The organism is Streptomyces sp. NPDC107498, assembly GCF_055582805.1.
Genome location: NZ_JBVJPE010000004.1, coordinates 52,658 through 76,171 on the forward strand (window position 1 = coordinate 52,658; position 23,514 = coordinate 76,171).

At 73.2% G+C, this 23,514-nt stretch carries 22 protein-coding genes; 6 read left to right on the plus strand and 16 right to left on the minus strand.

Annotation, left to right across the window (positions count from 1 at the left end; genetic code table 11):
- Window positions 1-3 precede the first annotated feature (3 nt).
- The 3 genes from ybeY to ACZ66Z_RS08565 all read right to left on the minus strand — a co-directional run bounded on the left by ybeY (window position 4) and on the right by ACZ66Z_RS08565 (window position 2,776).
- Window positions 4-501 (minus strand): rRNA maturation RNase YbeY, encoded by a 498-nt coding sequence (gene ybeY / locus ACZ66Z_RS08555; protein WP_041129173.1) that lies wholly within the window; start codon window positions 499-501, stop codon window positions 4-6.
- Window positions 502-513: 12 nt separating this feature from the next.
- The gene (locus ACZ66Z_RS08560; protein ID WP_469933253.1) at window positions 514-1,551 is read right to left on the minus strand and encodes a PhoH family protein; all 1,038 of its coding nucleotides are present in this window, start codon (window positions 1,549-1,551) and stop codon (window positions 514-516) included.
- Window positions 1,552-1,657: 106 nt separating this feature from the next.
- Entirely contained in the window at window positions 1,658-2,776 is a 1,119-nt protein-coding gene (locus tag ACZ66Z_RS08565; protein WP_469933254.1) for a carbohydrate kinase family protein, read from the minus strand.
- A 255-nt stretch (window positions 2,777-3,031) separates the two neighbouring features.
- Here ACZ66Z_RS08565 and ACZ66Z_RS08570 point away from each other — a divergent pair, with 255 nt between their 5' ends.
- Entirely contained in the window at window positions 3,032-4,447 is a 1,416-nt protein-coding gene (locus ACZ66Z_RS08570) for an MFS transporter (RefSeq protein ID WP_469933255.1), read from the plus strand.
- Between the two features lie 78 nt (window positions 4,448-4,525).
- Here ACZ66Z_RS08570 and ACZ66Z_RS08575 read toward each other — a convergent pair whose 3' ends face one another.
- The 5 genes from ACZ66Z_RS08575 to ACZ66Z_RS08595 form a co-directional block, all read right to left on the minus strand.
- Window positions 4,526-5,536, minus strand: coding sequence for an adenosine deaminase (locus ACZ66Z_RS08575; protein WP_469933551.1), 1,011 nt, complete (start codon window positions 5,534-5,536; stop codon window positions 4,526-4,528).
- A gap of 2 nt (window positions 5,537-5,538) precedes the next feature.
- On the minus strand, window positions 5,539-6,444 hold the full coding sequence (locus tag ACZ66Z_RS08580) for a ribonuclease Z (protein WP_469933256.1): 906 nt from the start codon (window positions 6,442-6,444) through the stop codon (window positions 5,539-5,541).
- 3 nt (window positions 6,445-6,447) lie between these two features.
- The gene (locus tag ACZ66Z_RS08585; RefSeq protein ID WP_469933257.1) at window positions 6,448-6,807 is read right to left on the minus strand and encodes a histidine triad nucleotide-binding protein; all 360 of its coding nucleotides are present in this window, start codon (window positions 6,805-6,807) and stop codon (window positions 6,448-6,450) included.
- A gap of 120 nt (window positions 6,808-6,927) precedes the next feature.
- Complete coding sequence (locus ACZ66Z_RS08590) at window positions 6,928-8,025, minus strand: tetratricopeptide repeat protein (protein WP_469933258.1); 1,098 nt, start codon at window positions 8,023-8,025, stop codon at window positions 6,928-6,930.
- Entirely contained in the window at window positions 8,022-9,359 is a 1,338-nt protein-coding gene (locus tag ACZ66Z_RS08595; protein ID WP_469933259.1) for an ATP-binding protein, read from the minus strand. The genes ACZ66Z_RS08590 and ACZ66Z_RS08595 overlap by 4 nt, the downstream gene beginning before the upstream one ends.
- Window positions 9,360-9,434: 75 nt before the next feature.
- Between ACZ66Z_RS08595 and ACZ66Z_RS08600 the strand changes: the two genes are divergently transcribed.
- Window positions 9,435-9,788, plus strand: coding sequence for a hypothetical protein (locus tag ACZ66Z_RS08600; RefSeq protein ID WP_469933260.1), 354 nt, complete (start codon window positions 9,435-9,437; stop codon window positions 9,786-9,788).
- Here ACZ66Z_RS08600 and ACZ66Z_RS08605 read toward each other — a convergent pair.
- From ACZ66Z_RS08605 to hrcA, 4 genes are all read right to left on the minus strand, one after another.
- Window positions 9,785-10,528 carry a 16S rRNA (uracil(1498)-N(3))-methyltransferase gene (locus ACZ66Z_RS08605; RefSeq protein ID WP_469933261.1) on the minus strand — a complete coding sequence of 248 codons (744 nt, stop codon included), beginning with the start codon at window positions 10,526-10,528 and terminating at the stop codon, window positions 9,785-9,787. The two genes, ACZ66Z_RS08600 and ACZ66Z_RS08605, sit on opposite strands and share 4 nt — an antisense overlap.
- Window positions 10,525-11,616: a nitronate monooxygenase gene (locus tag ACZ66Z_RS08610; RefSeq protein ID WP_469933262.1), complete on the minus strand. Its 1,092-nt coding sequence runs from the start codon at window positions 11,614-11,616 to the stop codon at window positions 10,525-10,527. The genes ACZ66Z_RS08605 and ACZ66Z_RS08610 overlap by 4 nt, the downstream gene beginning before the upstream one ends.
- A gap of 96 nt (window positions 11,617-11,712) precedes the next feature.
- Window positions 11,713-12,852, minus strand: coding sequence for a molecular chaperone DnaJ (dnaJ, locus tag ACZ66Z_RS08615; RefSeq protein ID WP_093876158.1), 1,140 nt, complete (start codon window positions 12,850-12,852; stop codon window positions 11,713-11,715).
- Window positions 12,853-13,872 (minus strand): heat-inducible transcriptional repressor HrcA, encoded by a 1,020-nt coding sequence (hrcA, locus tag ACZ66Z_RS08620; protein ID WP_352017636.1) that lies wholly within the window; start codon window positions 13,870-13,872, stop codon window positions 12,853-12,855.
- Between the two features lie 148 nt (window positions 13,873-14,020).
- Here hrcA and ACZ66Z_RS08625 point away from each other — a divergent pair, with 148 nt between their 5' ends.
- Window positions 14,021-14,749: an MBL fold metallo-hydrolase gene (locus ACZ66Z_RS08625; protein ID WP_469933263.1), complete on the plus strand. Its 729-nt coding sequence runs from the start codon at window positions 14,021-14,023 to the stop codon at window positions 14,747-14,749.
- 10 nt (window positions 14,750-14,759) lie between these two features.
- Complete coding sequence (locus ACZ66Z_RS08630) at window positions 14,760-15,566, plus strand: DUF3097 domain-containing protein (RefSeq protein WP_469933264.1); 807 nt, start codon at window positions 14,760-14,762, stop codon at window positions 15,564-15,566.
- Window positions 15,567-16,042: 476 nt separating this feature from the next.
- Here ACZ66Z_RS08630 and hemW read toward each other — a convergent pair whose 3' ends face one another.
- The 3 genes from hemW to lepA form a co-directional block, all read right to left on the minus strand.
- Window positions 16,043-17,284 carry a radical SAM family heme chaperone HemW gene (gene hemW, locus ACZ66Z_RS08635; RefSeq protein ID WP_469933265.1) on the minus strand — a complete coding sequence of 414 codons (1,242 nt, stop codon included), beginning with the start codon at window positions 17,282-17,284 and terminating at the stop codon, window positions 16,043-16,045.
- A gap of 52 nt (window positions 17,285-17,336) precedes the next feature.
- On the minus strand, window positions 17,337-19,208 hold the full coding sequence (locus ACZ66Z_RS08640; protein WP_469933266.1) for an AMP-dependent synthetase/ligase: 1,872 nt from the start codon (window positions 19,206-19,208) through the stop codon (window positions 17,337-17,339).
- Window positions 19,209-19,429: 221 nt separating this feature from the next.
- Window positions 19,430-21,295 (minus strand): translation elongation factor 4, encoded by a 1,866-nt coding sequence (gene lepA, locus ACZ66Z_RS08645; protein WP_093876151.1) that lies wholly within the window; start codon window positions 21,293-21,295, stop codon window positions 19,430-19,432.
- Window positions 21,296-21,480: 185 nt separating this feature from the next.
- Here lepA and rpsT point away from each other — a divergent pair, with 185 nt between their 5' ends.
- The gene (rpsT, locus tag ACZ66Z_RS08650; RefSeq protein WP_093876150.1) at window positions 21,481-21,747 is read left to right on the plus strand and encodes a 30S ribosomal protein S20; all 267 of its coding nucleotides are present in this window, start codon (window positions 21,481-21,483) and stop codon (window positions 21,745-21,747) included.
- 472 nt (window positions 21,748-22,219) lie between these two features.
- Here rpsT and holA read toward each other — a convergent pair whose 3' ends face one another.
- Complete coding sequence (gene holA / locus ACZ66Z_RS08655; protein WP_469933267.1) at window positions 22,220-23,209, minus strand: DNA polymerase III subunit delta; 990 nt, start codon at window positions 23,207-23,209, stop codon at window positions 22,220-22,222.
- Window positions 23,210-23,271: 62 nt separating this feature from the next.
- Here holA and ACZ66Z_RS08660 point away from each other — a divergent pair, with 62 nt between their 5' ends.
- Complete coding sequence (locus tag ACZ66Z_RS08660; protein ID WP_030684879.1) at window positions 23,272-23,514, plus strand: hypothetical protein; 243 nt, start codon at window positions 23,272-23,274, stop codon at window positions 23,512-23,514.

The following is a 23,514-nucleotide window of genomic DNA, read 5'->3' on the forward strand; positions in this document are numbered from 1 at the left end:
GGGTCAGGAGACGGTGGGGGCCGGGGACGGGCCCGTGAGGCCCTTCTCCGCGCGCCAGCCGTCGACGATGGCCGCCTGGAGGCCGAACATCTCGGCCTTCTCGTCCGGCTCCTCGTGGTCGTACCCGAGCAGGTGCAGCACCCCGTGGACGGTGAGGAGCTGGAGCTCCTCGTCCATGGAGTGCTGCGTCGGCGCGTCCTTGCCCTGCTGGGTGGCGACCTCGGGGCAGAGCACGATGTCGCCGAGGAGCCCCTGCGGGGGCTCCTCGTCGTCCTTCGACGGCGGGCGCAGCTCGTCCATCGGGAAGGACATGACGTCCGTCGGCCCGGGCAGGTCCATCCACTGGATGTGGAGCTGCTCCATCGCCTCCGCGTCCACGACGATCACCGAGAGCTCGGAGAGCGGGTGGATGCGCATGCGCGCGAGCGCGTAGCGGGCGATGTCGAGGATCGCCTGCTCGTCGACCTCGGTGCCGGACTCGTTGTTGACGTCGATCGACATGGTGCTTGTGTACTACTTCCCGTTGCGGCTGTCGTACTGCTCGTACGCGTCGACGATACGGCCGACGAGCTTGTGCCGGACGACATCCTGCGACGTGAGCGTCGAGAAGTGGACGTCGGGGACCCCGTCGAGGATGTCCCGGACCTGTCGCAGACCGCTCTTCGTGCCGTTCGGCAGGTCGACCTGGGTGACGTCACCGGTGATGACGATCTTCGAGTCGAAGCCGAGGCGGGTGAGGAACATCTTCATCTGCTCGGGGTTCGTGTTCTGCGCCTCGTCGAGGATGATGAACGCGTCGTTCAGCGTCCGTCCGCGCATGTACGCCAGCGGCGCGACCTCGATCGTCCCGCTCGCCATGAGCTTGGGGATCGAGTCGGGGTCGAGCATGTCGTGCAGGGCGTCGTAGAGCGGCCGCAGGTACGGGTCGATCTTCTCGTAGAGCGTGCCGGGCAGGAAGCCGAGCCGCTCGCCCGCCTCGACGGCGGGCCGGGTCAGGATGATCCGGTTGACCTGCTTGGACTGCAGGGCCTGGACCGCCTTCGCCATGGCGAGATAGGTCTTTCCGGTGCCGGCGGGGCCGATGCCGAAGACGATCGTGTGCTTGTCGATCGCGTCGACGTACCGCTTCTGGTTGAGCGTCTTGGGACGGATCGTGCGTCCCCGGCTGGAGAGGATGTTCTGCGTGAGCACCTCGGCGGGGGTCTCCTCGCCGCCCTCCGCCGATCCGTTCTCGCTCGCCCTGAGCATGGCGATCGAGCGTTCCACTGCGTCCTCCGTCATCGGCTGACCGGTGCGGAGCACCAGCATCATCTCGTCGAACAGGCGCTGGATCAGGGCGACTTCCGTCGCGTCGCCGACCGCGCTGACCTGGTTGCCCCGCACGTGGATGTCGGTGGCCGGGAACGACCTCTCGATCACGCGGAGCAGGGAGTCACCGGAGCCGAGCAGAGTCACCATGGGGTGCTTGGCGGGGACGGTGAAGTGGGCGCGGGCCTGTCCGGGCGCCTCCTCGCGGGGCGCTCCGTCGTGGGCTGTGGGTGTGTGAGTCATGGGCCGGCACTGTGGCCTGCGCATACCTCCCGTCGCGGGGTTCTCGCCGCTCGACAACCTCTCGGCTACCAAGCCTACGACCAGGGGCCGACAAGCCCGTAGCGGTTTACGGGTGGGCCGCCCTGAATCCGATCGTCGGCACGGCCCTGCGCAGCGGCCACGGCCGGGCGGGGGCGGGCAGGAGCCGCTCCAGGAAGGCGTAGCGACCGCGCAGCGCCTCGGGGTCCTGCCGGGCGTGGCCCTGGACGTGCTGCCACCAGGCGGCGATCTCGTCCCAGGTCGGGGCGGAGAGGGAGCCGCCGAACTCCTGCACCGACAGCGCCGCGGTCAGGCCCGCGAAGGCGAGCCGGTCGGCGAGCGGCCAGTCGGCGAGGGTGCCGGTGACGAAACCGGCGACGAAGACGTCTCCCGCACCGGTCGGGTCGAGGGCGGAGACCTGGATGGCGGGGACCTCGGCGGTCTCGCCGGTGGCGCCGTCGACGGCGTAGGCGCCCTCGGCGCCGAGGGTGACGACGGCGTAGCGGACCTTGTCGGCGAGGGCGCGGGCGGCGGCCCGGGGGCAGTCCGTGCGGGTGTAGCGCATCGCCTCGGCGGCGTTGGGCAGGAAGGCCTCGCAGTGCTGGAGGTCGGTGAGGCCGGCCAGGTCCCAGCGGCCGGTGTCGTCCCAGCCGACGTCGGCGAAGACCTTGGCGCCGCCGCGGGCGGCCTGGGCGACCCACTCCTCGGAGCGGCCGGGCACGAGGGAGGCGACGGCGGCGCGCGCGTGCGGCGGGTAGGCGGGCAGGGCGCCGTCGAGCGGCGGGGCCTCGTGGCCGTGGGAGACCATCGTGCGCTCGTCCTCGTAGGCCATGGAGACGGTGACCGGGGAGTGCCACCCGGGCACGGTCCGGGAGAGCGAGAGGTCGATCCCCTCGCCCTGCTCCAGGGCGTCCCAGCAGTACTCGCCGTAGTGGTCGTCGCCGAAGGCGGCGGCGAGCGAGGTCCGGAGCCCGAGCCGGGCGAGGGCGGTGGCCATGTTGGCGACGCCGCCCGGGCTCGACCCCATCCCCCGGGCCCAGGACTCGGTGCCGCGGACGGGCGCGCTGTCCAGGCCGGTGAAGATGATGTCCAGGAAGACGGTGCCGGTCAGGAAGACGTCGCAGGCCGGGTCGGTGGGCTCGCGCAGGCACACCAACGGGTCGACCCCGGCGTCGTGTTGCGGCTGCTCTCCCCTTGCTGTGGTCACGGCAGACTCCCCGGTCGCGGTGCGGACCAGATCAGTGTGCCCGATGGGGGTGGGGGGACGGGCGGGACGCACAGGAAGGCGCCTCCATACCCACGAAACCGTCGACCAAACCCATGGTGACCCAGATCACACACCGAACCGACGGAAACCACCTTCTCCGGCCCCTCGCCCGCTTGATACACATGGTTCCGCGACCCCGTGCCCCGCGCACGCCCCGGGCGCTCCACCCCTCCCCTTACGTTCCTGGGAACGCCCATGTCCTCGCGGACCCGCGACGGGGCCCTCGTCGCCCTCGTCGCCCTCTTCACCGCCGGCTACCTCGCCCCGTACCTGCTGCCGACCGTCGTCGGCCGCCTCTCCGCCGGGCTGGGCCTCACGCCCGCCCAGGCGGGCCTGGTCGGCTCCGTCCTCCTCCTCGGCTCCTCGACCGCCGGCTTCGCGCTCGCCGCGCGCGGGGAGCGGGTCGCACCGCGCCGCGCCGCCCGCGCGGGCCTGCTCGCGATGGCCGTCGGATACGGCTCCGCCGCCGCGACCGGCCTCGTGCCGCTGGTGGTCGCGGGCGCGGTCCTCGGCGGCCTCGGCTCGGGCGCGGCGACGGCGGTGGCCGTGGCCGGGATCGCCGGGGAGCGCGACCCGCACCGCGCCTCGACCCTCGGCCTGCTCTCCGTCTCGGCGGCGGCCGGCGCCCTCTACCTGACCCTCCCGCACCTCGGCGGCGGCCATGCCGCGCCGCTCCTCGCGATCGCCTGCGCGGCGGCCCTGGTGTGGCCGGTCACCGGCCGTCTGCCGGGCACCGCGCACACGGCGGCACGGGAGGCCGGGGCGACGGGCGGGAGGCCGGGGAGCGCGACGGCCGCGGGCAGGAGGCCGGAAGGCCCGGCGGTCCCGGGCGGGAGGCCGGGGAGCGCGACGGCCGCGGGCCCCCTGCCGTACCGGCGGGCCGGTGCCGTGCTCGCCGGGGGCGTCCTGTGCTGGTCCCTCGCGCAGAACGCCCTCTGGGGCGTGAGCGGCCGCATCGGACTCACCCAGGCCGGCCTCTCCGAGGTCACCGTCGGCGCGGTCTTCGCGGCGGCGCTCGGCGCGGGCCTCGCCGGCGTCACGGCGGCGGGCGCGCTCGGCTCGCGCCTGGGCCGGGCGGTCCCGATCGGCGCGGGCACGGTGGTCATCGCGGGCTGCGTGTGGCTGAGCTCGTCCGCCGGGGACCTCGCCGGCTTCGCGACCGGCGAGATCCTGTGGAACGCCGTCTACCCGGTCGTCCTGTCCTACCTGCTGGGCCTGGCCGCCTCCCTCGACCCGCGCGGCCGCTGGGCCGTCACGGTCGGCTCGGCCTCCTCCCTCGGCGTGGCCTGCGGCCCGGTGACCGGCTCCCTGCTCTCCGACCGCGGAGGCTACCCGGGCATGGGCCTGGTGCTCTGCGCCCTGCTCCTGCTGGTCGCCGCCCCCATGACGGCGGTCGCCCGCCACGCCTCCGGCCGTCCCCTGGTCCCGGGCTCGATCCGCCGCCGCGGCGGGGCGCCCGCGGCGGTGCTCGCGGGGCGGGGCGCGGGGGCGGCGCTGGTGCCCCAGGTGGGCGCGCCGGAGCAGGAGGTCGCCCCGGTGGCGGTCACCTCGGGGAGCCGCCGGGCGGGGAAGTCGACGTTCGGGCTGGCGAGGCCGAGCGACCGGGGGTAGGGAGGGGGTTCTCCCCCACCCCGCCCTTCCCGGCCCGGAGGCGAGCTCCCGGGCCCCGTACGGCCTTCGGCCGCACCCCTACTCCGCGTCGAAGCGGTACGCCTCCACCTCGGCCAGGTACCGCGCCCTGCGCTCCTCGTCGTCCTCCAGGAACGACGCCCGGAAGGAGTTCCGCGCCAGCTCGCGGAGTCGTTCCGGCGACAGGCCCAGCGCGTCGCGCACCCCGTCGAAGTTGTCGCCCGCGTACCCCCCGAAGTACGCGGGGTCGTCGGAGTTGACGGTGACGAGCAGCCCCGCCGACATCATCGCGGGGAGCGGATGGTCGGCGAGGGTGTCGATGACGCGGAGCCGGACGTTCGACAGGGGGCAGAGCGTGAGCGGGATCCGCTCGCGGGCCAGCCGGTCGACGAGCTCCGGGTCCTCCATGCAGCGCAGCCCGTGGTCGATCCGCTCCACGCCAAGCACGTCGAGCGCCTCGCGGACGTAGGCCGCCGGGCCCTCCTCGCCCGCGTGGGCGACGCGGCGCAGGCCGAGCCGGGCGGCCTCCTCGTACACCTCGCGGAACTTGGCCGGCGGGTGGCCGACCTCCGCGGAGTCCAGGCCGACCCCGGTGATCCGGTGCAGGTACGGCTTCGCGGCGTCCAGGGTCGCGAGCGCCGACTCGGCGGACTCGTCCCGCAGGAAGCACAGGATGAGCCGGGTGGAGATCCCGTATCGGTCCTCGGCGCGGTCGAGGGAGGCGCCGAGGCCCTCGATCACCGTGCCGATCGGGACGCCGCGGGCGGTGTGCGCCTGCGGGTCGAAGAAGATCTCGGCGTGCCGGACGCCCTGGGCCGCGGCCCGCTCCAGGTAGGCGTCGGCGAGCTCGGTGAAGTCCTCGGCGGTGCGCAGGACCGTCATCAGGCCGTAGTAGAGGTCCAGGAAGGACTGGAGGTCGCTGAAGCGGTACGCCTCGCGGAGGGCGGTGGTGTCCGCGTACGGCAGGGTGACGCCATTGCGGGCCGCGAGCGCGAAGGCGAGCTCGGGTTCGAGGGTGCCCTCGATGTGGAGGTGCAGTTCGGCCTTGGGGAGGCCGGAGGGGAGGGGCATGTTCACGTTCGTTTCGGTACGGGGACCCTCATGAGGTCCCGGGCGATGCTCAGCTCGCCGTCGAACCCGGCCGCCCGCGCCTGCCGTTCGAAGGCCGCGGGGTCGGAGTAGCGCTGCGAGAAGTGGGTCAGGACGAGGTGCCGGACGCCCGCGTCGCGCGCGACGGCGGCGGCCTGTCCGGCCGTCAGGTGGCCGTGGTCGGTGGCGAGCCGGACGTCCTCGTCGAGGAAGGTCGACTCGATGACGAGCATGTCGGCGCCTTCGGCGAGGGCGTGCACCCCGTCGCAGAGCCGGGTATCCATGACGAAGGCGAAGCGCTGCCCGCGCCGGACCTCGCTGACGTCGTCGAGGGAGACGCCGCCGAGGTTGCCGTCGCGCTGGATCCGGCCCACGTCGGGGCCCTCGATGCCGTGCGCGGCGAGCTTCTCGGGCAGGAGGCGGCGCCCGTCGGGCTCCGTGATCCGGTAGCCGTAGGACTCGACGGGGTGGGAGAGCCGGCGGGCGTCCAGGGTGAAGGAACCGGTGACGGCGAGCGGCCCGTCGGCGGCCACCGGGACCTCCGTCAGCTTCACGGTCTCGCGGTAGGCCGTGGCGTACCGCAGCCGCTCGAAGAAGTGCTGCCCGCTCGCCGGGTAGTGGGCGGTGACCGGGTGCGGGACCCGGTCGAGGTTGATCCGCTGGATCACCCCGGCCAGGCCGAGCGAGTGGTCGCCGTGGAAGTGCGTGACGCAGATCCGGTCGAGGTCGTGCGCGGCGACCCCGGCCCGCAGCATCTGGCGCTGGGTGCCCTCGCCCGGGTCGAAGAGGATGCCCGTGCCGTCCCAGCGCAGCACGTAGCCGTTGTGGTTGCGGTGCCGGGTCGGGACCTGGCTCGCGGTCCCGAGGACGACCAGTTCGCGTACGGACACGGGTTATCCGGGGGGCCAGTTGAGGCCGCGGCCGCCGAGGACGTGCGCGTGGGCGTGGAAGACGGTCTGGCCGGCGCCGGCGCCCGTGTTGAAGACGATCCGGAAGCCGCTGCCGTCGATCTTCTCCTGCGCCGCGATCTCGCCCGCCTCGCGCAGCACGTCGGCGGCGACGGTCGGCGCGGCGGCGGCCAGCGACGCCGCGTCGGGGTGGTGCGCGCGCGGGATCACGAGGACGTGCGTGGGCGCCTGCGGATTGATGTCGCGGAACGCGACGGTGGTCTCCGTCTCGCGCACGATCGTCGCCGGCACCTCCCCTTCCACGATCTTGCAGAACAGGCAGTCGCTCTGCGGCTCTCCGGCCATGTCCCGGACCTCCTCGGTCTGATGCCGACCACTGACCACGTACGGGCCGTGACGTGACGATCAACTACCCGGTCATGCTATCCGTCGTCTCCGACGGCCGACGGGAAGGCCTCGGCGGCCTCAGTCCTTCGGTGCGCGGCGGTTGAGCGCCGAGCGGCTCACCCAGTACGTGACGATCACGCCCCAGAACAGGACCGTGCCGGACCCGCCCGTCACGCCCGCGTCGAAGGACCACAGCGCGAGCGAGACGAGGGAGTGGAGGCCGAGGAGCCCGACGGCCCCCGCCATGAACAGCACGGGCCGGCAGCCGCGGGCCACGAGGAGCAGGGGACGGCGCAGCCGTGGCGGCACCCGGCGGGCCATCCACACCCCCCACCCGGCCCAGGCGCCGAGGATCACGGCCCCGCCGACCAGGAGCGGCACGACCGCGTCCGCCCGGGCCGCGCCGTCGGGGATCGCGGCGTGGGCGACGGCGGAGGTCAGGAAGCCGACGAGGGCGACCCAGCGGGCCCCGGCGGCGGTGTTCCAGGCCATGGCCTCCAGGTTGTAGCGGGCCTTGCGGTCCTGGAGGTCGAGCGCGGCGGAGGCGACGAAGCCCTCGGCGGCCTGCGTCCAGGCCCCGCGCCGGAACCAGCGGCGGCGCAGCCGCAGCAGCGAGAGGTTGTTGTGGGCCTCGCTGCTCTGCGGGTTGAGGCGCAGGGTCGTCTCGTACGCCCGCTGCGCGGTGGCGTGGTCACCGCGCCGCTGGGCGGTGAGGCCGACCAGGAAGTGGGCCGCGTCCTCCTCGGGGGCGAGGCCGACGGCGGTCCGCGCCGCCTCGTACGCCTCGACGGCACGCGCGGGCGTGCGCGCGTGCTCGGCGTGCTCGGCGAGGGCGGTGCCGAGGGCGTAGTGGGTGCCCCAGTACTGCGGGGCGAGTTCGACGGCGTGCCGGGCGGTGGCCTCGGCCTCCTGGAACCGCCGGTCGGCGAGCAGGACGTGGACCCGCATCAGCCAGCCCCCGAGCAGCTCGGGCTCGGCCCGCAGCGCCTGGTCGACGGCGGCCAGGGCGGCGGCCCGGTCGCCGGCCCGGTGGTGGCAGCGGGCGAGCAGGACGAGCGCCTCGGCGTCCTCCGGTTCGGCCGCCAGGTGCCGGGCGACGAGCTCGCCGGCCTGTGCGTACCGCCCGGTCTCGTAGAGCGCCTCGGCGCGGGCGAGCGCGGTGGAGGAGGCGGTCACAGCTTGCGCTTCCGCTTGAGGTGGGCGAGGAGGTCGTCGTACAGGCCGCCCTCGTTGGCGAACATGGCGACGTTCCGGGCGGCCGCGAACCACGGCTCCGTGGACGGCTTGATCTGCTTGGCCGCGCCGAGCAGGTCCTTGGTGGTGATCAGGCGTACGGAGCCGGTGCGGGCGGAGTCGAGGAGGGCGGCCTCGGCCGCCGTCTCGCAGACGTGCGCGAGGTCCGCGCCGGAGAAGTCCTCGGTGGCCTTGACCAGTTTGCCGAGGTCGACGGCCTCGATGGGGCGTTCCCGCAGGTGGTAGCGGAGGATCGACTCGCGGGCGGCGGCGTCCGGCGGGAGGACGAGCAGCGTGCGGTCGAGGCGGCCCGGGCGGCGCAGCGCGATGTCCACGTCCCAGGGCACGTTGGTGGCGGCGAGGACGAAGACGCCTTCGTTGCCGGCGCCGCTCGCGATGCCGTCGAGCTCGGTGAGGAGCTGGTTGACGACGTTGCGCAGGCCGCTGTGGTGGGTGCGCGAGCGCTTGGCGCCGAGCGCGTCCAGCTCGTCGAGGAAGACCACGCAGGGCGCCTGGCGGCGGGCGGTTTCGAAGATGTCGTGGATGTTCTTCTCGGAGGCCCCGATCCACATGTCGAGGACGTCGGAGAGCGAGACGGTGAGGAAGTTCGCGCCGAGCTCGCCCGCGACGGCCCGCGCGATGAACGTCTTGCCGCAGCCGGGCGGGCCGTAGAGGAGGAGGCCGCCGCGGAGCGACTTGCCGTACAGCCTGCGCAGTTCGGGGTTGCGCATGGGGGCGAGGAAGGCGGCCTCCAGGCGCTCCTTGACCTCGTCCATGCCGCCGACGTCGGCGAGGCGTACGGTGCCGGGGGCGTCGACGTCCCAGGCGGCGGCGTCCCCGGCGGTCCCGTCGGCGCCGTCGGCCTGCGGGCCGTCCAGGAACCGGGGCCCGACGAGGTCCTGGACCTGCTGCTCGGCGGCGTCCCAGTCGAAGGAGGGGACGGCGGGCTCTTCGGGGCCGGGGGCGGGCCGTTCCTGAACCGGGGCGGGCCGCTCGGAGACCGGCGCGGGCTTTTCGGAGACCGGCGCGGCGGGCTCGACGACCCCTTCGGAGACCGGAGCGGGCGCCGGGCCCGTCCCCATCGCGCGGACCATCAGCGCGCGGGCGGCCGCGTCGCCGGGCGCGTGCTGGAGGGCGACGGCCGCCTCCGCGACGGCCGCGTCGCCCAGCCCCTCGGCGAGGAGGAGTTCGGCGAGGTGGAGGCGCAGGGGCACGTCACCGGGGGCGGCGGCCACGGCGGCGCGCAGACTGCGGATGAGGGGGGACTCGTCGGCCATGCGGGTCAGCCTAAGGAGCGTCCGGGGGCCGTTGTCCACCGGGTTCGGCAGCACGCGGGGCGTAGGGTGCGCGGCATGAGACGGGAAGGCGCGCCGCGCAGGCTGACCGTGGACGGCACCGTGTGGCTCTGGAACGTCCGGCACCGGCACCCCGACTGCCGGACCGTGCTCTCGCTGCGCCGCGAGGAGCACCGCCACGCGCAGCTCCGGCTGGTCTTCCGGGGCGGCCCGGGCCGCGTCGTGGCCGGATACCCCTTCGGCCTGGGCGACGTGGCCTCGGCCGACGGCGACGTCCTGAACCTGAACAGGCCCGGCGTCGTCCGCCGGTTCCTGGAGGAGGCCGCGGCCCGCGGCCTCCTCCCCACCGCCCACGGCGTCCGCGAGGAGAACGCCTGGCCTCTCTACGACGCCCTGACGGGAACGGTCTAGCTCCAGCGGCCCGTGCGGCCCAGGACCAGGGCCGTGGCCGCCGTACCGGCCGTGGAGGTGCGCAGGACGCTGCGGCCGAGGCGGTACGGCTTCGCCCCGGCGGCCTCGAAGGCGGCGAGCTCGTCCGGGGAGACCCCGCCCTCGGGGCCGACCACGAGCACGATCGAACCCTTGGCCGGGAGTTCGGCGGTGGCGAGCGTCCCGCTGGGGTGGTCGCGGTCCTCGTGCAGGACGGCCGCGAAGTCGGCGCCCGCGAGGAGGGCGGCGACCTGCTTGGTCGTCATGGGGTCGGCGACCTCCGGGAAGCGGGTGCGGCGCGACTGCTTGCCTGCCTCGCGCGCGGTGGAGCGCCACTTGGCGAGCGCCTTGAGGCCCCGGTCGCCCTTCCACTGGGTGATGCAGCGGGCGGCGGCCCAGGGCACGATCGCGTCCACGCCGGTCTCCGTCATGGTCTCGACGGCGAGTTCGCCCCGGTCCCCCTTGGGGAGGGCCTGGACGACCGTGACGCGCGGCTCCTCCTCGGGGTCCTCGTGGACCTCGTCGACCCGCACGGTGAGCTCGTCCTTGCCCTCGGCGGAGACCACCGCGCACTCGGCCCAGCGGCCCCGCCCGTCGGCGAGGACCAGCTCCTCGCCGGCGCGCAGCCGCTTCACGGAGACGGCGTGCCGCCCCTCGGGCCCGTCCAGGAGGAAGCTCCCGGCACCGGGGACGCTGTCGACGACGAAGACGGGGGCGGTCATGAGGCGCTCCTGGGGGCGGGCCCGGAAAGGTCGGAGAGGGCGGTGTCGAGTTCGGCGGCCAGCACCTCGACCAACCGCCCGGCGGGGAGGTCCCGGGCGAGGCGGTGGCCCTGGCCGGCCCACAGGGCCATGCCCTGGGCGTCGCCGGCGGCAGCGGCGGCCTTGCGGAGCGGGGCGGTGAGGTGGTGGATCTCGGGGTAGGCGGCGGGGGCGTACGGCCCGTGCTCGCGCACGAAGCGGTTGACGAGGCCGCGCGCCGGACGCCCGGAGAAGGCCCGGGTGAGGACGGTCCGGGTGAACAGCGGGTCCGTCAGGGCCTGCTTGTGCAGCGGGTGGGCGCCCGACTCGGGGCAGCGGAGGAAGGCGGTGCCCAGCTGGGCGGCGTCGGCCCCGGCGGCGAGGACGGCCGCGATCTGCGCGCCCCGCATGATGCCGCCGGCGGCGACGACCGGCAGCGCGACGGCCTCACGGACCTGGGTGACGAGGGTGAGGAGCCCGGTGCCGGGGGCGCCTCCGTCGGCCGGGTCGTCGCGGTGCGTGCCCTGGTGTCCGCCGGCCTCGACGCCCTGGACGCAGACGGCGTCGGCGCCGGCCCGCTGCGCGGCGAGGGCCTCGTCGACGGAGGTGACGGTGACGATCGTGTACGTACCGACGCGGTCGAAGGCGTGGAAGGTCGCCTTCGCCGGGCAGCCGAAGGTGAAGGAGACGACGGGGACCGGGTCCTCCAGGAGGATGGCCAGCTTGGCGTCGTAGCCGTCGTCGCGGGAGTCGTCGGCCTCGCCGAGCGGGGTGTCGTACCAGGTGGCCTCGCCCGCGAGCTGGTGGCGGTAGACCTCGACGGCGGCGGGGTCGGCGGGCCGCCCGTCCTGCGGCATGAAGAGGTTGACCCCGAAGGGGCGGGCGGTGAGCCCGCGCACCCGTTTGACCTCCTGGTACAGGCCTCCGGCCGTCTTGTACCCGCCGGCGAGGAAGCCGAGCGCCCCGGCCTCGCAGACGGCTCCGACGAGCTCGGGACAGGAGGCGCCACCCGCCATGGGGGCCTGCACGATCGGAAACCGAGAGAGATCGTTCAGTGCGGTGGTGGACATATGGGCATCGTGTCATGCCACCGGGGCGGGCAGGGAAAGGGGCGGCATCCATGCATGGATGCCGCCCCTTTCCCTGCCCATGGGCCTCACACGGGCCTACCGCCCGTTGAACGCGTCCTTCAGCCGCGAGAACAACCCCTGCTGACCCGGCTGGAACTGCCCCGTGGGCCGTTCCTCGCCGCGCAGCTTGGCCAGTTCGCGCAGGAGGCGCTCCTGCTCCGCGTCGAGCTTGCTCGGGGTCGTCACCTCGACGTGCACGATCAGGTCGCCCCGGCCGTTGCCCCGCAGGTGCGTGACGCCGCGCCCGTGCAGCGGGATCGACTGGCCGGACTGCGTGCCCGGGCGGATGTCGATCTCCTCGACGCCGTCGAGGGTCTGCAGCGGCACCTTGGTGCCGAGCGCGCCCGCCGTCATCGGGATGGTGACCGTGCAGTGCAGGTCGTCGCCGCGCCGCTGGAAGACCTCGTGCGGGGTCTCGTGGATCTCGACGTACAGGTCGCCGGCGGGGCCGCCGCCGGGGCCGACCTCACCCTCGCCCGCGAGCTGGATGCGGGTGCCGTTGTCGACGCCGGCCGGGATCTTGACCGTGAGCGTACGGCGGGACCGCACGCGGCCGTCGCCCGCGCACTCGGGGCACGGCGTCGGCACGACCGTGCCGAATCCCTGGCACTGCGGGCAGGGGCGGGAGGTCATGACCTGGCCGAGGAAGGACCGCGTGACCTGGGAGACCTCGCCGCGGCCGCGACACATGTCACAGGTCTGCGCGGAGGTGCCGGGCGCGGCACCCTCACCCGAACAGGTGGTGCAGACGACGGCCGTGTCGACCTGGATGTCCTTGGTGGTGCCGAAGGCCGCCTCGTTGAGGTCGATCTCCAGACGGATCATGGCGTCCTGGCCGCGGCGGGTGCGCGAGCGCGGGCCGCGCTGCGAGGCCGTGCCGAAGAAGGCGTCCATGATGTCGGAGAAGTTGCCGAAGCCGCCCGCTCCGAAGCCGCCGCCCGCGCCACCGCCGCCGGAGGCCGAGAGCGGGTCGCCGCCGAGGTCGTAGACCTGCTTCTTCTGCGGGTCCGAGAGGACCTCGTAGGCGGCGTTGATCTCCTTGAAGCGTTCCTGCGTCTTCGGATCGGGATTGACGTCCGGGTGCAGCTCGCGCGCGAGCCTCCGGAAGGCCTTCTTGATCTCGTCCTGGGAGGCGTCGCGGCGCACGCCGAGTACGGCGTAGTAGTCCGTGGCCACTTACGACTCCGCCAGGATCTGTCCGACGTAACGTGCCACTGCGCGTACCGCTCCCATCGTTCCGGGGTAGTCCATGCGGGTCGGTCCGACCACGCCGAGTTTGGCGACTGCCTCGCCGCCCGAACCGTAGCCGACCGAGACGACGGACGTGGAGCTCAGCCCCTCGTGGGCGTTCTCGTGCCCGATGCGTACGGTCATGCCCGATTCCTTGGCCTCGCCGAGCAGCTTGAGGAGCACGACCTGCTCCTCCAGGGCTTCCAGGACGGGCCTGATCATCAGGGGGAAGTCGTGTCCGAAGCGGGTGAGATTGGCGGTGCCGCCGATCATCAGCCGCTCCTCGTGCTCCTCGACGAGCGTTTCGAGGAGGGTCGCGAGCACGGTCGAGACCGTGGCGCGGTCCTCGGCCTCCTCGAAGGACTCGGGGAGGTCCTGCACCAGCTGCGGCACGTCGGCGAACCGACGGCCGACGACCCGGCTGTTGAGCCGGGCCCGGAGATCGGCGAGCGAGGTCTCGCCGAAGGGTGCGGGGCAGTCGACCACGCGCTGCTCCACCCGGCCGGTGTCCGTGATGAGGACGAGCATCAGGCGAGCGGGGGCCAGCGAGAGCAACTCCACGTGCCGGACGGTCGAGCGGGTCAGCGAGGGGTACTGGACGACGGCGACCTGGCGGGTCAGCTGGGCCAGCAGTCGTACCGTACGCCCGACGACGTCGTCGAGGTCCACGGCTCCGTCGAGGAAGTTGTGGATGGCCCGCCGCTCGGGCGTCGACAGCGGTTTGACGCCGGCGAGCCGGTCGACGAAGAGCCGGTAGCCCTTGTCGGTGGGGATGCGCCCGGCGCTCGTGTGGGGCTGGGCGATGTACCCCTCCTCCTCGAGCACGGCCATGTCGTTGCGGACGGTGGCGGGCGACACGCCGAGCTTGTGGCGCTCGGTGAGCGCCTTGGAGCCGACCGGCTCCTCCGTCCCGACGTAGTCCTGGACGATGGCGCGCAGGACCTCGAGTCTGCGTTCGCTGAGCATCGTGCGCACCTCCAGCTGGCGTCGTCGTTCCGGTTGCTCCGCTTTTGGCACTCGCCCTGCCCGAGTGCCAGCGATCCCCCGGTCAGTGTACGGCGGCGTGCAGCGCTCCTGGCAAGGAGGCGGCGTCCGCACCGGTTAGCGTCGCCCCATGGAGACGGATTGGGAAGCGCACGGATGGGAGCGGCTCGCCGACGGGGTGGGCCGACGACGGCTGCCCGGCTGGGACGCCACGGTGGGTCTCGTCCTGGGTACACGGGCGGTTCTGCTGTACGACACGGGGTCCACGCTCGCGGAGGGCGCCGAACTGCGGGCGCAGGTGACGGCGCTCACGGGCGGCCGGAAGGTGACGCACATCGCACTCAGCCACCCCCACTTCGACCACGTCCTCGGCACGGCCGCGTTCCCCGGGGCGGAGGTCTTCGGCGCGGTGGGCTCGGACGACCTCCTGCGCGGGGCGAGGGCCCGGAAGGAGCTGTACGGGGACGCGGTGCGGCAGGGGGTCGACCCGCGGGCGGCGGCGGAGGCGACGGACGCCCTGGTGGCCCCCGGCCACGTGGTCACGGGCGAGTGGACGCTCGACCTGGGCGGCCGTCAGGTCCTCCTGGCGAACGTGGGCCCCGGCCACACGGGCCACGACCTGGCGCTCTGCGTCCCGGGTCCGCGCGAGATCGTCTTCTGCGGGGACCTGGTGGAGGAGTCGGGCGAGCCGCAGGCGGGCCCGGACGCGATCCCGTCCCGCTGGCCGGACGCCCTGGACCGGCTGCTCGCCCTGGGCGGCGAGGAGGCGGCGTACGTGCCGGGGCACGGGGCCGTGGTGGACGCCACGTTCGTCCGGACACAGCGCGAGGAACTGGCACGCCGCTTCGAGGTGTCATAACGTCGCGCGAATGCGCAGCTACAACCCCGATCTGACGCCCCCTTGGAAGAGGTCGGCGCCCGTCCCGGAGGTCCCGGCGGACCACGACCTGGTCGTCGAGGAGGTCGGTACGGGCTTCTGCGGGGCGGTGATCCGCTGCGAGGCGGGCACCGTGACCCTGGAGGACCGCTTCGGCAAGCACCGGGTCTTCCCGCTGGAACCGCGCGGCTTCCTCCTGGAGGGCAAGGTCGTGACCCTGGTCCGTCCGGCGTCGGGCGGACCGGTCCGCCCCGCCCGTACGGCCTCCGGCTCGATCGCGGTCCCGGGCGCACGCGCGCGCGTGGCGCGGGCGGGCCGGATCTACGTCGAAGGCCGCCACGACGCGGAGCTCGTGGAGCGGGTCTGGGGCGACGACCTGCGGATCGAGGGCGTGGTCGTGGAGTACCTGGAGGGCGTCGACGACCTGCCGGCGATCGTCGCGGAGTTCGCCCCGGGGCCGGACGCCCGGCTCGGCGTCCTGGTGGACCACCTGGTCCCGGGCTCGAAGGAGTCGAGGATCGCCGCGCGGGTGACCTCACCGGACGTCCTGGTCGTCGGCCACCCGTACATCGACGTCTGGGAGGCGGTGAAGCCGTCCTCCCTGGGCATCCCGGCCTGGCCGGCGGTCCCCCGCGGCCAGGACTGGAAGACGGGCGTCTGCCGCGCCCTCGGCTGGCCCTCGGACAACACGGGCGCGGTCTGGCAGGCGATCCTCAAGCGCGTCCGCTCCTACAAGGACCTGGAACCGGAGCTGCTGGGCCGCGTGGAAGAACTGATCGACTTCGTGACGGCACCGTAGCCCGGCGGGACGGCACCCCGCCCACCTCCGCATGGAGCCCGCACCGGCCGGGCGGTGCCCTCCCCGCCACCCGCCGTGCGGCCCGCGCCCGGCTGGGCGGTGCCCCGGCCCACCCGCCGTGCGGGCCCGCGCGCTCCGGGGCGGCGCCCCGGCCCACCCCTCCCCGTGTGGGCAATCGTCCCGCTGGGCGAGGGGGTCAGCGGAGCCGAGAGCTTAGGGGAGGGTGGGCACAACGGACGGCGCCCCTGGCGGCGCCTCCGCGTTCCGCGCCTGGACCCGCACCACGAGTGCGCCGTACAGCCCGGTGCGGGTCAGGGCGCGGGAGCCTCTGGCGCCGGCAAGGGCGCCGTTCCGTTGTGCCCACCCGTTCCGCCCCAGCGGAACGACTGCCCACAACGGGGGCCCGGTGGGCGCGGCCCGCGACGGGATGGGCGCCGCCCCGGCGGAGCGGCCGCCCACGACGACGGGGCGCCGTCCTAGTCCACCAGGTCCCGCACCACCGCGTCCGCCAGCAACCGCCCCCGCAGCGTCAGGACCGCCCGCCCGCCCGCGTACGGCTCGGGCGCGAGGAGTCCGTCCTCCAGGGCCTTCCGGGACGCGGCCAGCCCCGCCGGCCTGAGGATCGACAGCTCGACCCCCTCCCGCAGCCGCAGTTCGAGGAGCACCCGCTCCACCCGCCGGTCCTCGTCCGACAGCAGCTCCCGCCCGGCACCCGGCGACCGGCCGTCCGCGAGCGCCGCCGCGTACGCGCCGGGGTGCTTCACGTTCCACCAGCGGACGCCGCCCACGTGCGAGTGCGCCCCGGGCCCGGCCCCCCACCAGTCGGCGCCGCGCCAGTACAGCTCGTTGTGGAGGCAGCGGCCGGCCTCGGAGGTGGCCCAGTTGGAGACCTCGTACCACTGGAAACCGGCCTCGGCCAGGACGGAGTCCGCGATCAGGTAGCGGTCGGCGTGCACGTCGTCGTCGGTCATGGGCACCTCGCCGCGCCGGATGCGCCGGGCGAGCTGCGTGCCCTCCTCGACGATCAGGGCGTAGGCGCTCACGTGGTCGGGACCGGCGCCGATCGCCGCTTCCAGCGAGGCCCGCCAGTCGTCGTCGGACTCCCCGGGCGTGCCGTAGATGAGGTCGAGGTTGACGTGCTCGAACCCGGCGGCCCGCGCCTCGCCGACGCACGCCTCGGGCCGTCCCGGGGTGTGCGTGCGGTCGAGGACCTTCAGGACGTGCCGCCGGGCGCTCTGCATGCCGAAGGAGATCCGGTTGAAGCCACCGGCGCGCAGCTCGGCGAGGTAGGCGGGGTCGACGGAGTCCGGGTTGGCCTCCGTCGTCACCTCGGCGTCGTCCGCGAGCCCGAACTCGTCCCGGACGGCGCCGAGCATCCGCACGAGGTCCCCGGCGGCGAGGAGCGTCGGGGTGCCGCCGCCGACGAAGACGGTCCGCACGGGCCGCGGGTCGTCGCCGAGGACCTTCCGGGCGAGCCGGATCTCCTCGACGACCTGGTCGGCGTAGTTGTCGCGGGAGGCGAGCACGCCGCCCGTACCGCGCAGCTCGCTCGCCGTGTACGTGTTGAAGTCGCAGTAGCCGCAGCGGGTCGCGCAGTACGGCACGTGCAGGTAGAACCCGAGCGGCCGCTCCCCGGCCCCTTCGAGGGCGTGCGGGGGCAGCGCCCCGTCGTCGGGAACGGACTCACCATCGGGCAGTACGGAAGGCATGGGCCCCATTGTCCCGTACCGCCCGGGGTGACGGCCCGGGGCGAAGGTCCCGCCCCGCCGCTCAGGCCTCGCGGGAGCCCGCGTACATGTCCTCGATGAGGTCCTTGTACTCCCGCTCGACGACCGGCCGCTTCAGCTTCAGGGACGGGGTGAGCTCGCCGTGCTCGATGTCGAGGTCGCGCGGCAGCAGGCGGAACTTCTTGATCGTCTGCCAGCGCTGGAGGCCCTCGTTGAGGCGGTCGACGTAGCCCTGGACCAGCTTCTCGGTCCGCGGGTCGGCGACGACCTCCGCGTACGACTTGCCGCCGAGGCCGTGCTCGGCGGCCCAGCCGAGGAGGGAGGGCTCGTCGAGGGCGATGAGGGCGGTGCAGAAGTTCCGGTCGGCGCCGTGGACGAGGATGTTCGAGACGAACGGGCAGACGGCCTTGAACTGGCCCTCGACCTCGGCCGGCGCGATGTACTTGCCGCCGGACGTCTTGATCAGGTCCTTCTTACGGTCGGTGATCCGGAGGTAGCCGTCGGCGGACAGCTCGCCGATGTCGCCGGTGTGGAACCAGCCGTCGGACTCCAGGACCTCGGAGGTCTTCTCCGGCAGGCCGTGGTAGCCCTCCATGATGCCGGGGCCGCGCAGCAGGATCTCGCCGTCGTCGGCGATCCGGACCTCGGTGCCGGGGAGCGGCTTGCCGACGGTGCCGGTGCGGTAGGCCTCGCCCGGGTTGACGAAGGAGGCGGCGGAGGACTCGGTGAGGCCGTAGCCCTCCAGGATGTGGATGCCCGCGCCGGCGAAGAAGTAGCCGATCTCGGGGGCGAGGGCGGCCGAGCCGGAGACGCAGGCGCGCAGGTTGCCGCCGAAGGCCTCGCGGATCTTGGCGTAGACGAGGGCGTCGGCGACCTTGTGCTTCGCGGAGAGGCCGAAGGGCGCGGAGGCGGTGCCGGTGCGGCGGAAGTTGTCCTGGGTGGCCTTGGCGTACTCGCGGGCGACGTCGGCCGCCCACTGGAAGATCTTGTACTTGGCGCCGCCGCCGGCACGGGCCTTGGCGGCGACCCCGTTGTAGACCTTCTCGAAGATGCGGGGCACGGCCGCCATGTAGGTCGGCTGGACGACGGGGAGGTTCTCGATGATCTTGTCGACGCGGCCGTCGACGGCGGTGACGTGGCCGACCTCGATCTGGCCCGAGGTGAGGACCTTGCCGAAGACGTGGGCGAGCGGCAGCCACAGGTACTGGACGTCGTCCTGGGTGACGAGACCGGTGGAGGCGATGGCCCTGGCCATGTACGACCAGTTGTCGTGCGGGAGGCGGACGCCCTTGGGGCGGCCGGTGGTGCCCGAGGTGTAGATGAGGGTGGCGAGCTGCGTGGGGGTGATCGCGGCGACCCGCTCCTTGACCGCCTCGGGGTGCTCCACCAGATGGGCCTTGCCGCGCGCCTCGAGGTCCGCGAGGGAGAGGACGAACTCGCCGTCGCTCTCCACGCCGGTGGCGTCGACGACGACCACGTGGCGGAGGTGCGGCAGCTCGGCGCGGCGCTCGACGGCCTTGGCCAGCTGGGCCGCGTCCTCGGCGATGAGGACCCTCGACTCGGAGTCGGAGAGGATGAACGCCGACTCCTCGGCGTTGGTCTGCGGATAGATCGTGGTGGTCGCGGCGCCCGCGCACATCACGCCGAGGTCGGCGAGGATCCACTCGACCCGGGTGGAGGAGGCGAGGGCGACGCGCTCCTCGGCCTGGACGCCGAGGTCGACGAGGCCCGCGGCGATCGCGTAGACCCGCTCGGCGGCCTGTCCCCAGCTGAGCGACTTCCAGTCGTCCGGGCCGGAGGCGGCGGGAACCGGGTAGCGGTAGGCTTCCGCGTCCGGGGTCCGCTCGACGCGCTCAAGGAAGAGGGTCGCCACGGAGGGCGGCCGGTTCTCGATCTGGGTCTGTGTGTCGCTCACGACGTCCTCCGGGCGGCGGCGGTGCCTGCTGGTGGTTCGTAACTAACTGGCGAGTAACCTTCGAGCCGGGATCAGAGTAAAGGCCCGAGGACCGGCGCGTAAGGCCCTGCAGGGCGTCGCTTCATAACGAACGGGCCCACTCGGGCGACGACGAACGGGCCCCCGCGCACCCGGCGCGTGGACCCGTTCGGTGTACAGGGCAGCTACTGCGGACGCCCCGACTACTTCTTCTTGCCGGAGGACTCGTCGCTCGACAGGACGGCGATGAAGGCCTCCTGCGGCACCTCCACCGAGCCGACCATCTTCATGCGCTTCTTGCCTTCCTTCTGCTTCTCCAGCAGCTTCCGCTTGCGGGAGATGTCACCGCCGTAGCACTTGGCGAGGACGTCCTTCCGGATGGCGCGGATGGTCTCTCGGGCGATGACCCGGGAGCCGATGGCGGCCTGGATGGGCACCTCGAAGGCCTGGCGCGGGATGAGCTCGCGCAGCTTGGCGACGAGCCGGACACCGTAGGCGTACGCGGCGTCCTTGTGGGTGACGGCCGAGAAGGCGTCCACCTTGTCGCCGTGCAGCAGGATGTCGACCTTGACCAGGCTGGAGGCCTGCTCGCCGGTGGGCTCGTAGTCGAGGGAGGCGTAACCGCGCGTCTTGGACTTCAGCTGGTCGAAGAAGTCGAAGACGATCTCGGCGAGGGGCAGGGTGTAGCGGATCTCGACCCGGTCCTCGGAGAGGTAGTCCATGCCGATCAGGGTGCCGCGACGGGTCTGGCAGAGCTCCATGATCGCGCCGATGAACTCGCTCGGGGCGAGGATCGTGGCGCGCACGACGGGCTCGAACACGTCGCTGATCTTGCCCTCGGGGAACTCGCTCGGGTTCGTGACCGTGTGCTCGCTGCCGTCCTCCATGACCACGCGGTAGACCACGTTGGGGGCGGTGGCGATCAGGTCGAGCCCGAACTCGCGCTCCAGGCGCTCACGGATCACGTCGAGGTGGAGGAGACCCAGGAAGCCGACGCGGAAACCGAAGCCGAGCGCGGCGGAGGTCTCCGGCTCGTAGACCAGCGCGGCGTCGTTGAGCTGCAGCTTGTCGAGGGCCTCGCGGAGGTCCGGGTACTCCGAGCCGTCCAGCGGGTAGAGGCCCGAGAAGACCATCGGCTTCGGGTCCTTGTAGCCGCCGAGGGGCTCGGTGGCGCCCTGGTTCAGGGAGGTGATCGTGTCACCGACCTTGGACTGCCGGACGTCCTTCACACCGGTGATGATGTAGCCCACCTCGCCGACGCCGAGACCGTCGGAGGAGGTCATCTCGGGCGACGAGACGCCGATCTCCAGGAGCTCGTGGGTGGCGCCGGTCGACATCATCCGGATGCGCTCGCGCTTGTTGAGCTGCCCGTCGACGACACGCACGTAGGTCACGACGCCCCGGTACGAGTCGTACACGGAGTCGAAGATCATCGCACGGGCCGGGGCGTCGGCCACGCCGACCGGCGCCGGAACGTCCCGGACCACCCGGTCGAGCAGCGCCTCGACACCCATGCCGGTCTTCGCGGAGACCTTGAGGACGTCCTCCGGCTGGCAGCCGATGAGGTTGGCGAGCTCCTCGGAGAACTTCTCCGGCTGGGCGGCCGGCAGGTCGATCTTGTTGAGCACGGGAACGATCGTGAGGTCGTTCTCCATCGCGAGGTAGAGGTTCGCGAGGGTCTGCGCCTCGATGCCCTGCGCCGCGTCCACGAGCAGGATCGTGCCCTCGCAGGCGGCCAGCGAGCGCGAGACCTCATAGGTGAAGTCGACGTGCCCGGGGGTGTCGATCATGTTCAGGATGTGCGTACTGCCCTGGGCCGGCCCCTCGGTCGGCGCCCACGGCAGCCGGACCGCCTGGGACTTGATCGTGATGCCGCGCTCCCGCTCGATGTCCATGCGGTCGAGATACTGGGCACGCATCTGCCGCTGGTCGACCACACCGGTCAGCTGGAGCATCCGGTCGGCGAGCGTGGACTTGCCGTGGTCGATGTGCGCGATGATGCAGAAGTTGCGGATCAGAGCCGGGTCGGTACGGCTCGGCTCGGGCACGTGGGTAGGAGTCGCGGGCACGCAGGGATCTCGTCTCGGGCGATGTTCAGAACGGATACGTAGAGACCATGGTCCCATGCCCGGCGCCCGACGCCCGGTTTGGGCGGCCCCGAGGGCGACTGATAGTGTGGACAGCCGTGTCTCGCATGCCCTCTCAGCTGCGAGGCGCATCCAGAAGGAACATCGAACCTGTAAAGGCTCTTTTCGTGGCGAACATCAAGTCCCAGATCAAGCGGAACAAGACGAACGAGAAGGCGCGCCTGCGCAACAAGGCCGTCAAGTCCTCGCTCAAGACCGCGATCCGCAAGGCCCGTGAGGCTGTCGCCGCCGGCGACCTCGAGAAGGCCACCGTTGCCACTCGCGCCGCCTCGCGTCAGCTCGACAAGGCTGTCTCGAAGGGTGTCATCCACAAGAACGCCGCCGCCAACAAGAAGTCGGCGCTGGCGATCAAGGTTGCCTCCCTCCAGGGCTGAGCTCTGATGTGATCGGCCGTACGGGATCCAGCGGGCCCTCTACCCCGCTCCCGCCCGGCCACCCCGGGATTCGCACGCGGACGCGTTCGCCACGCGTGTGCGAGCCCACCGGCTACAACGCCGAAGGCCCCGTCGCCTCCTTCCCCAGGACCCGACGGGGCCTTCGCCGTACCCGGACCAGGACCGGCGCGAAGCCGCCGAACGGCTACGGGGGCCTGGGGGTCCGGGGGTCCGGGGTCCGGGGGTCCGGGGTCCGGGGGTCCGGGGGGAGCTTCCGGAGGACGAACCCGCCTCAGCTCCCGCCGGTCCCCGGCAGGGTTTCGGGAAGGGCCGGGGTGGGGGATCCGCTCGGACACCGGCCACGCACCGCCCCGCGGAACACGACACGGCCGGCCCCCCGCGGAACACGAGACGGCCCGGCTTCCCATCGGCCGCACCGACCACGACGCGCCCCGCACGGCACGGAGCCCGTTCAGCCCCGCCGCAGCCTCGCCGCCCGCGCCACCGCGACCACCGCCTTCTCCAGGGCGTACTCGGGGTCGTCGCCCCCGCCCTTCACCCCCGCGTCCGCCTCCGCGATCGCCCGGAGGGCCAACGACACCCCGTCCGGGGTCCAGCCGCGCATCTGCTGCCGCACGCGGTCGATCTTCCAGGGCGGCATGCCCAGCTCCCGCGCCAGGTCGGCCGGCCGGCCGCCCCGCGCCGAGGAGAGCTTGCCGATCGCCCGCACCCCCTGCGCCAGCGCGCTGGTGATGAGCACGGGCGCGACCCCGGTCGAGAGCGACCAGCGCAGGGCCTCCAGGGCCTCGGCCGCCCGCCCCTCGACGGCACGGTCCGCGACGTTGAAGGAGGAGGCCTCGGCGCGACCCGTGTAGTACCGCCCGACGACCGCCTCGTCGATCGTCCCGTCCACGTCGGACGTGAGCTGCGAGACGGCGGACGCGAGCTCCCGCAGATCGCTGCCGATCGAGTCCACGAGCGCCTGGCAGGCCTCGGGCGTGGCCGAACGCCCCAGCGCCCGGAACTCCTGCCGCACGAACGTCAGCCGCTCCGCCGGCTTCGTCGTCTTCGGGCAGGCGACCTCCCGGGCCCCCGCCTTGCGCGCCGCGTCGAGCAACCCCTTGCCCTTGGCGCCGCCGGCGTGGAGCAGGACGAGCGAGATGTCCTCGATCGGGTCGTCCAGGTACGCCTTGACGTCCTTGATCGTGTCGGCGGAGAGGTCCTGCGCGTTCCGCACGACCAGCACCTTGCGCTCGGCGAAGAGCGAGGGGCTGGTGAGCTCCGCCAGCGCCCCGGGCTGGAGCTGGTCGGGGGCGAGGTCACGCACGTCCGTGTCGGCGTCGGCGGCCCGCGCGGCCGCCACCACCTCCTGGACGACGCGGTCGAGGAGCAGGTCCTCCTGTCCCACGGCGAGCGTCACGGGGCCGAGGAGGTCGTCGGGGGAAGTCTTTCTGGTGGCCATCGCGACCCAGCATCCCACGGGCCACTGACACCGCCCTCCGGCAAGGGGACGAGAATGGCGGGGTGAGTGAACGACACGTACTCGTACTGCCCGACCGCGACGCCGCCGAAGAGGTCGCCGGTGAGCTTCCCGACCGTTTCGGCGTGGCCGAGGAGCCGCAGCTCGTACGGGACGCCCTGGCCGGGGAGGACGACGCCGAGGACGCCCAGTGGCTGGTGGTCGTCGAGGATCCGGACGCCCGCCTCGACCCGGCGGCCCTGGACGCGTTGGCCGCCGAGTACGAGGGCTGGCTCGAAGCCCCGTAG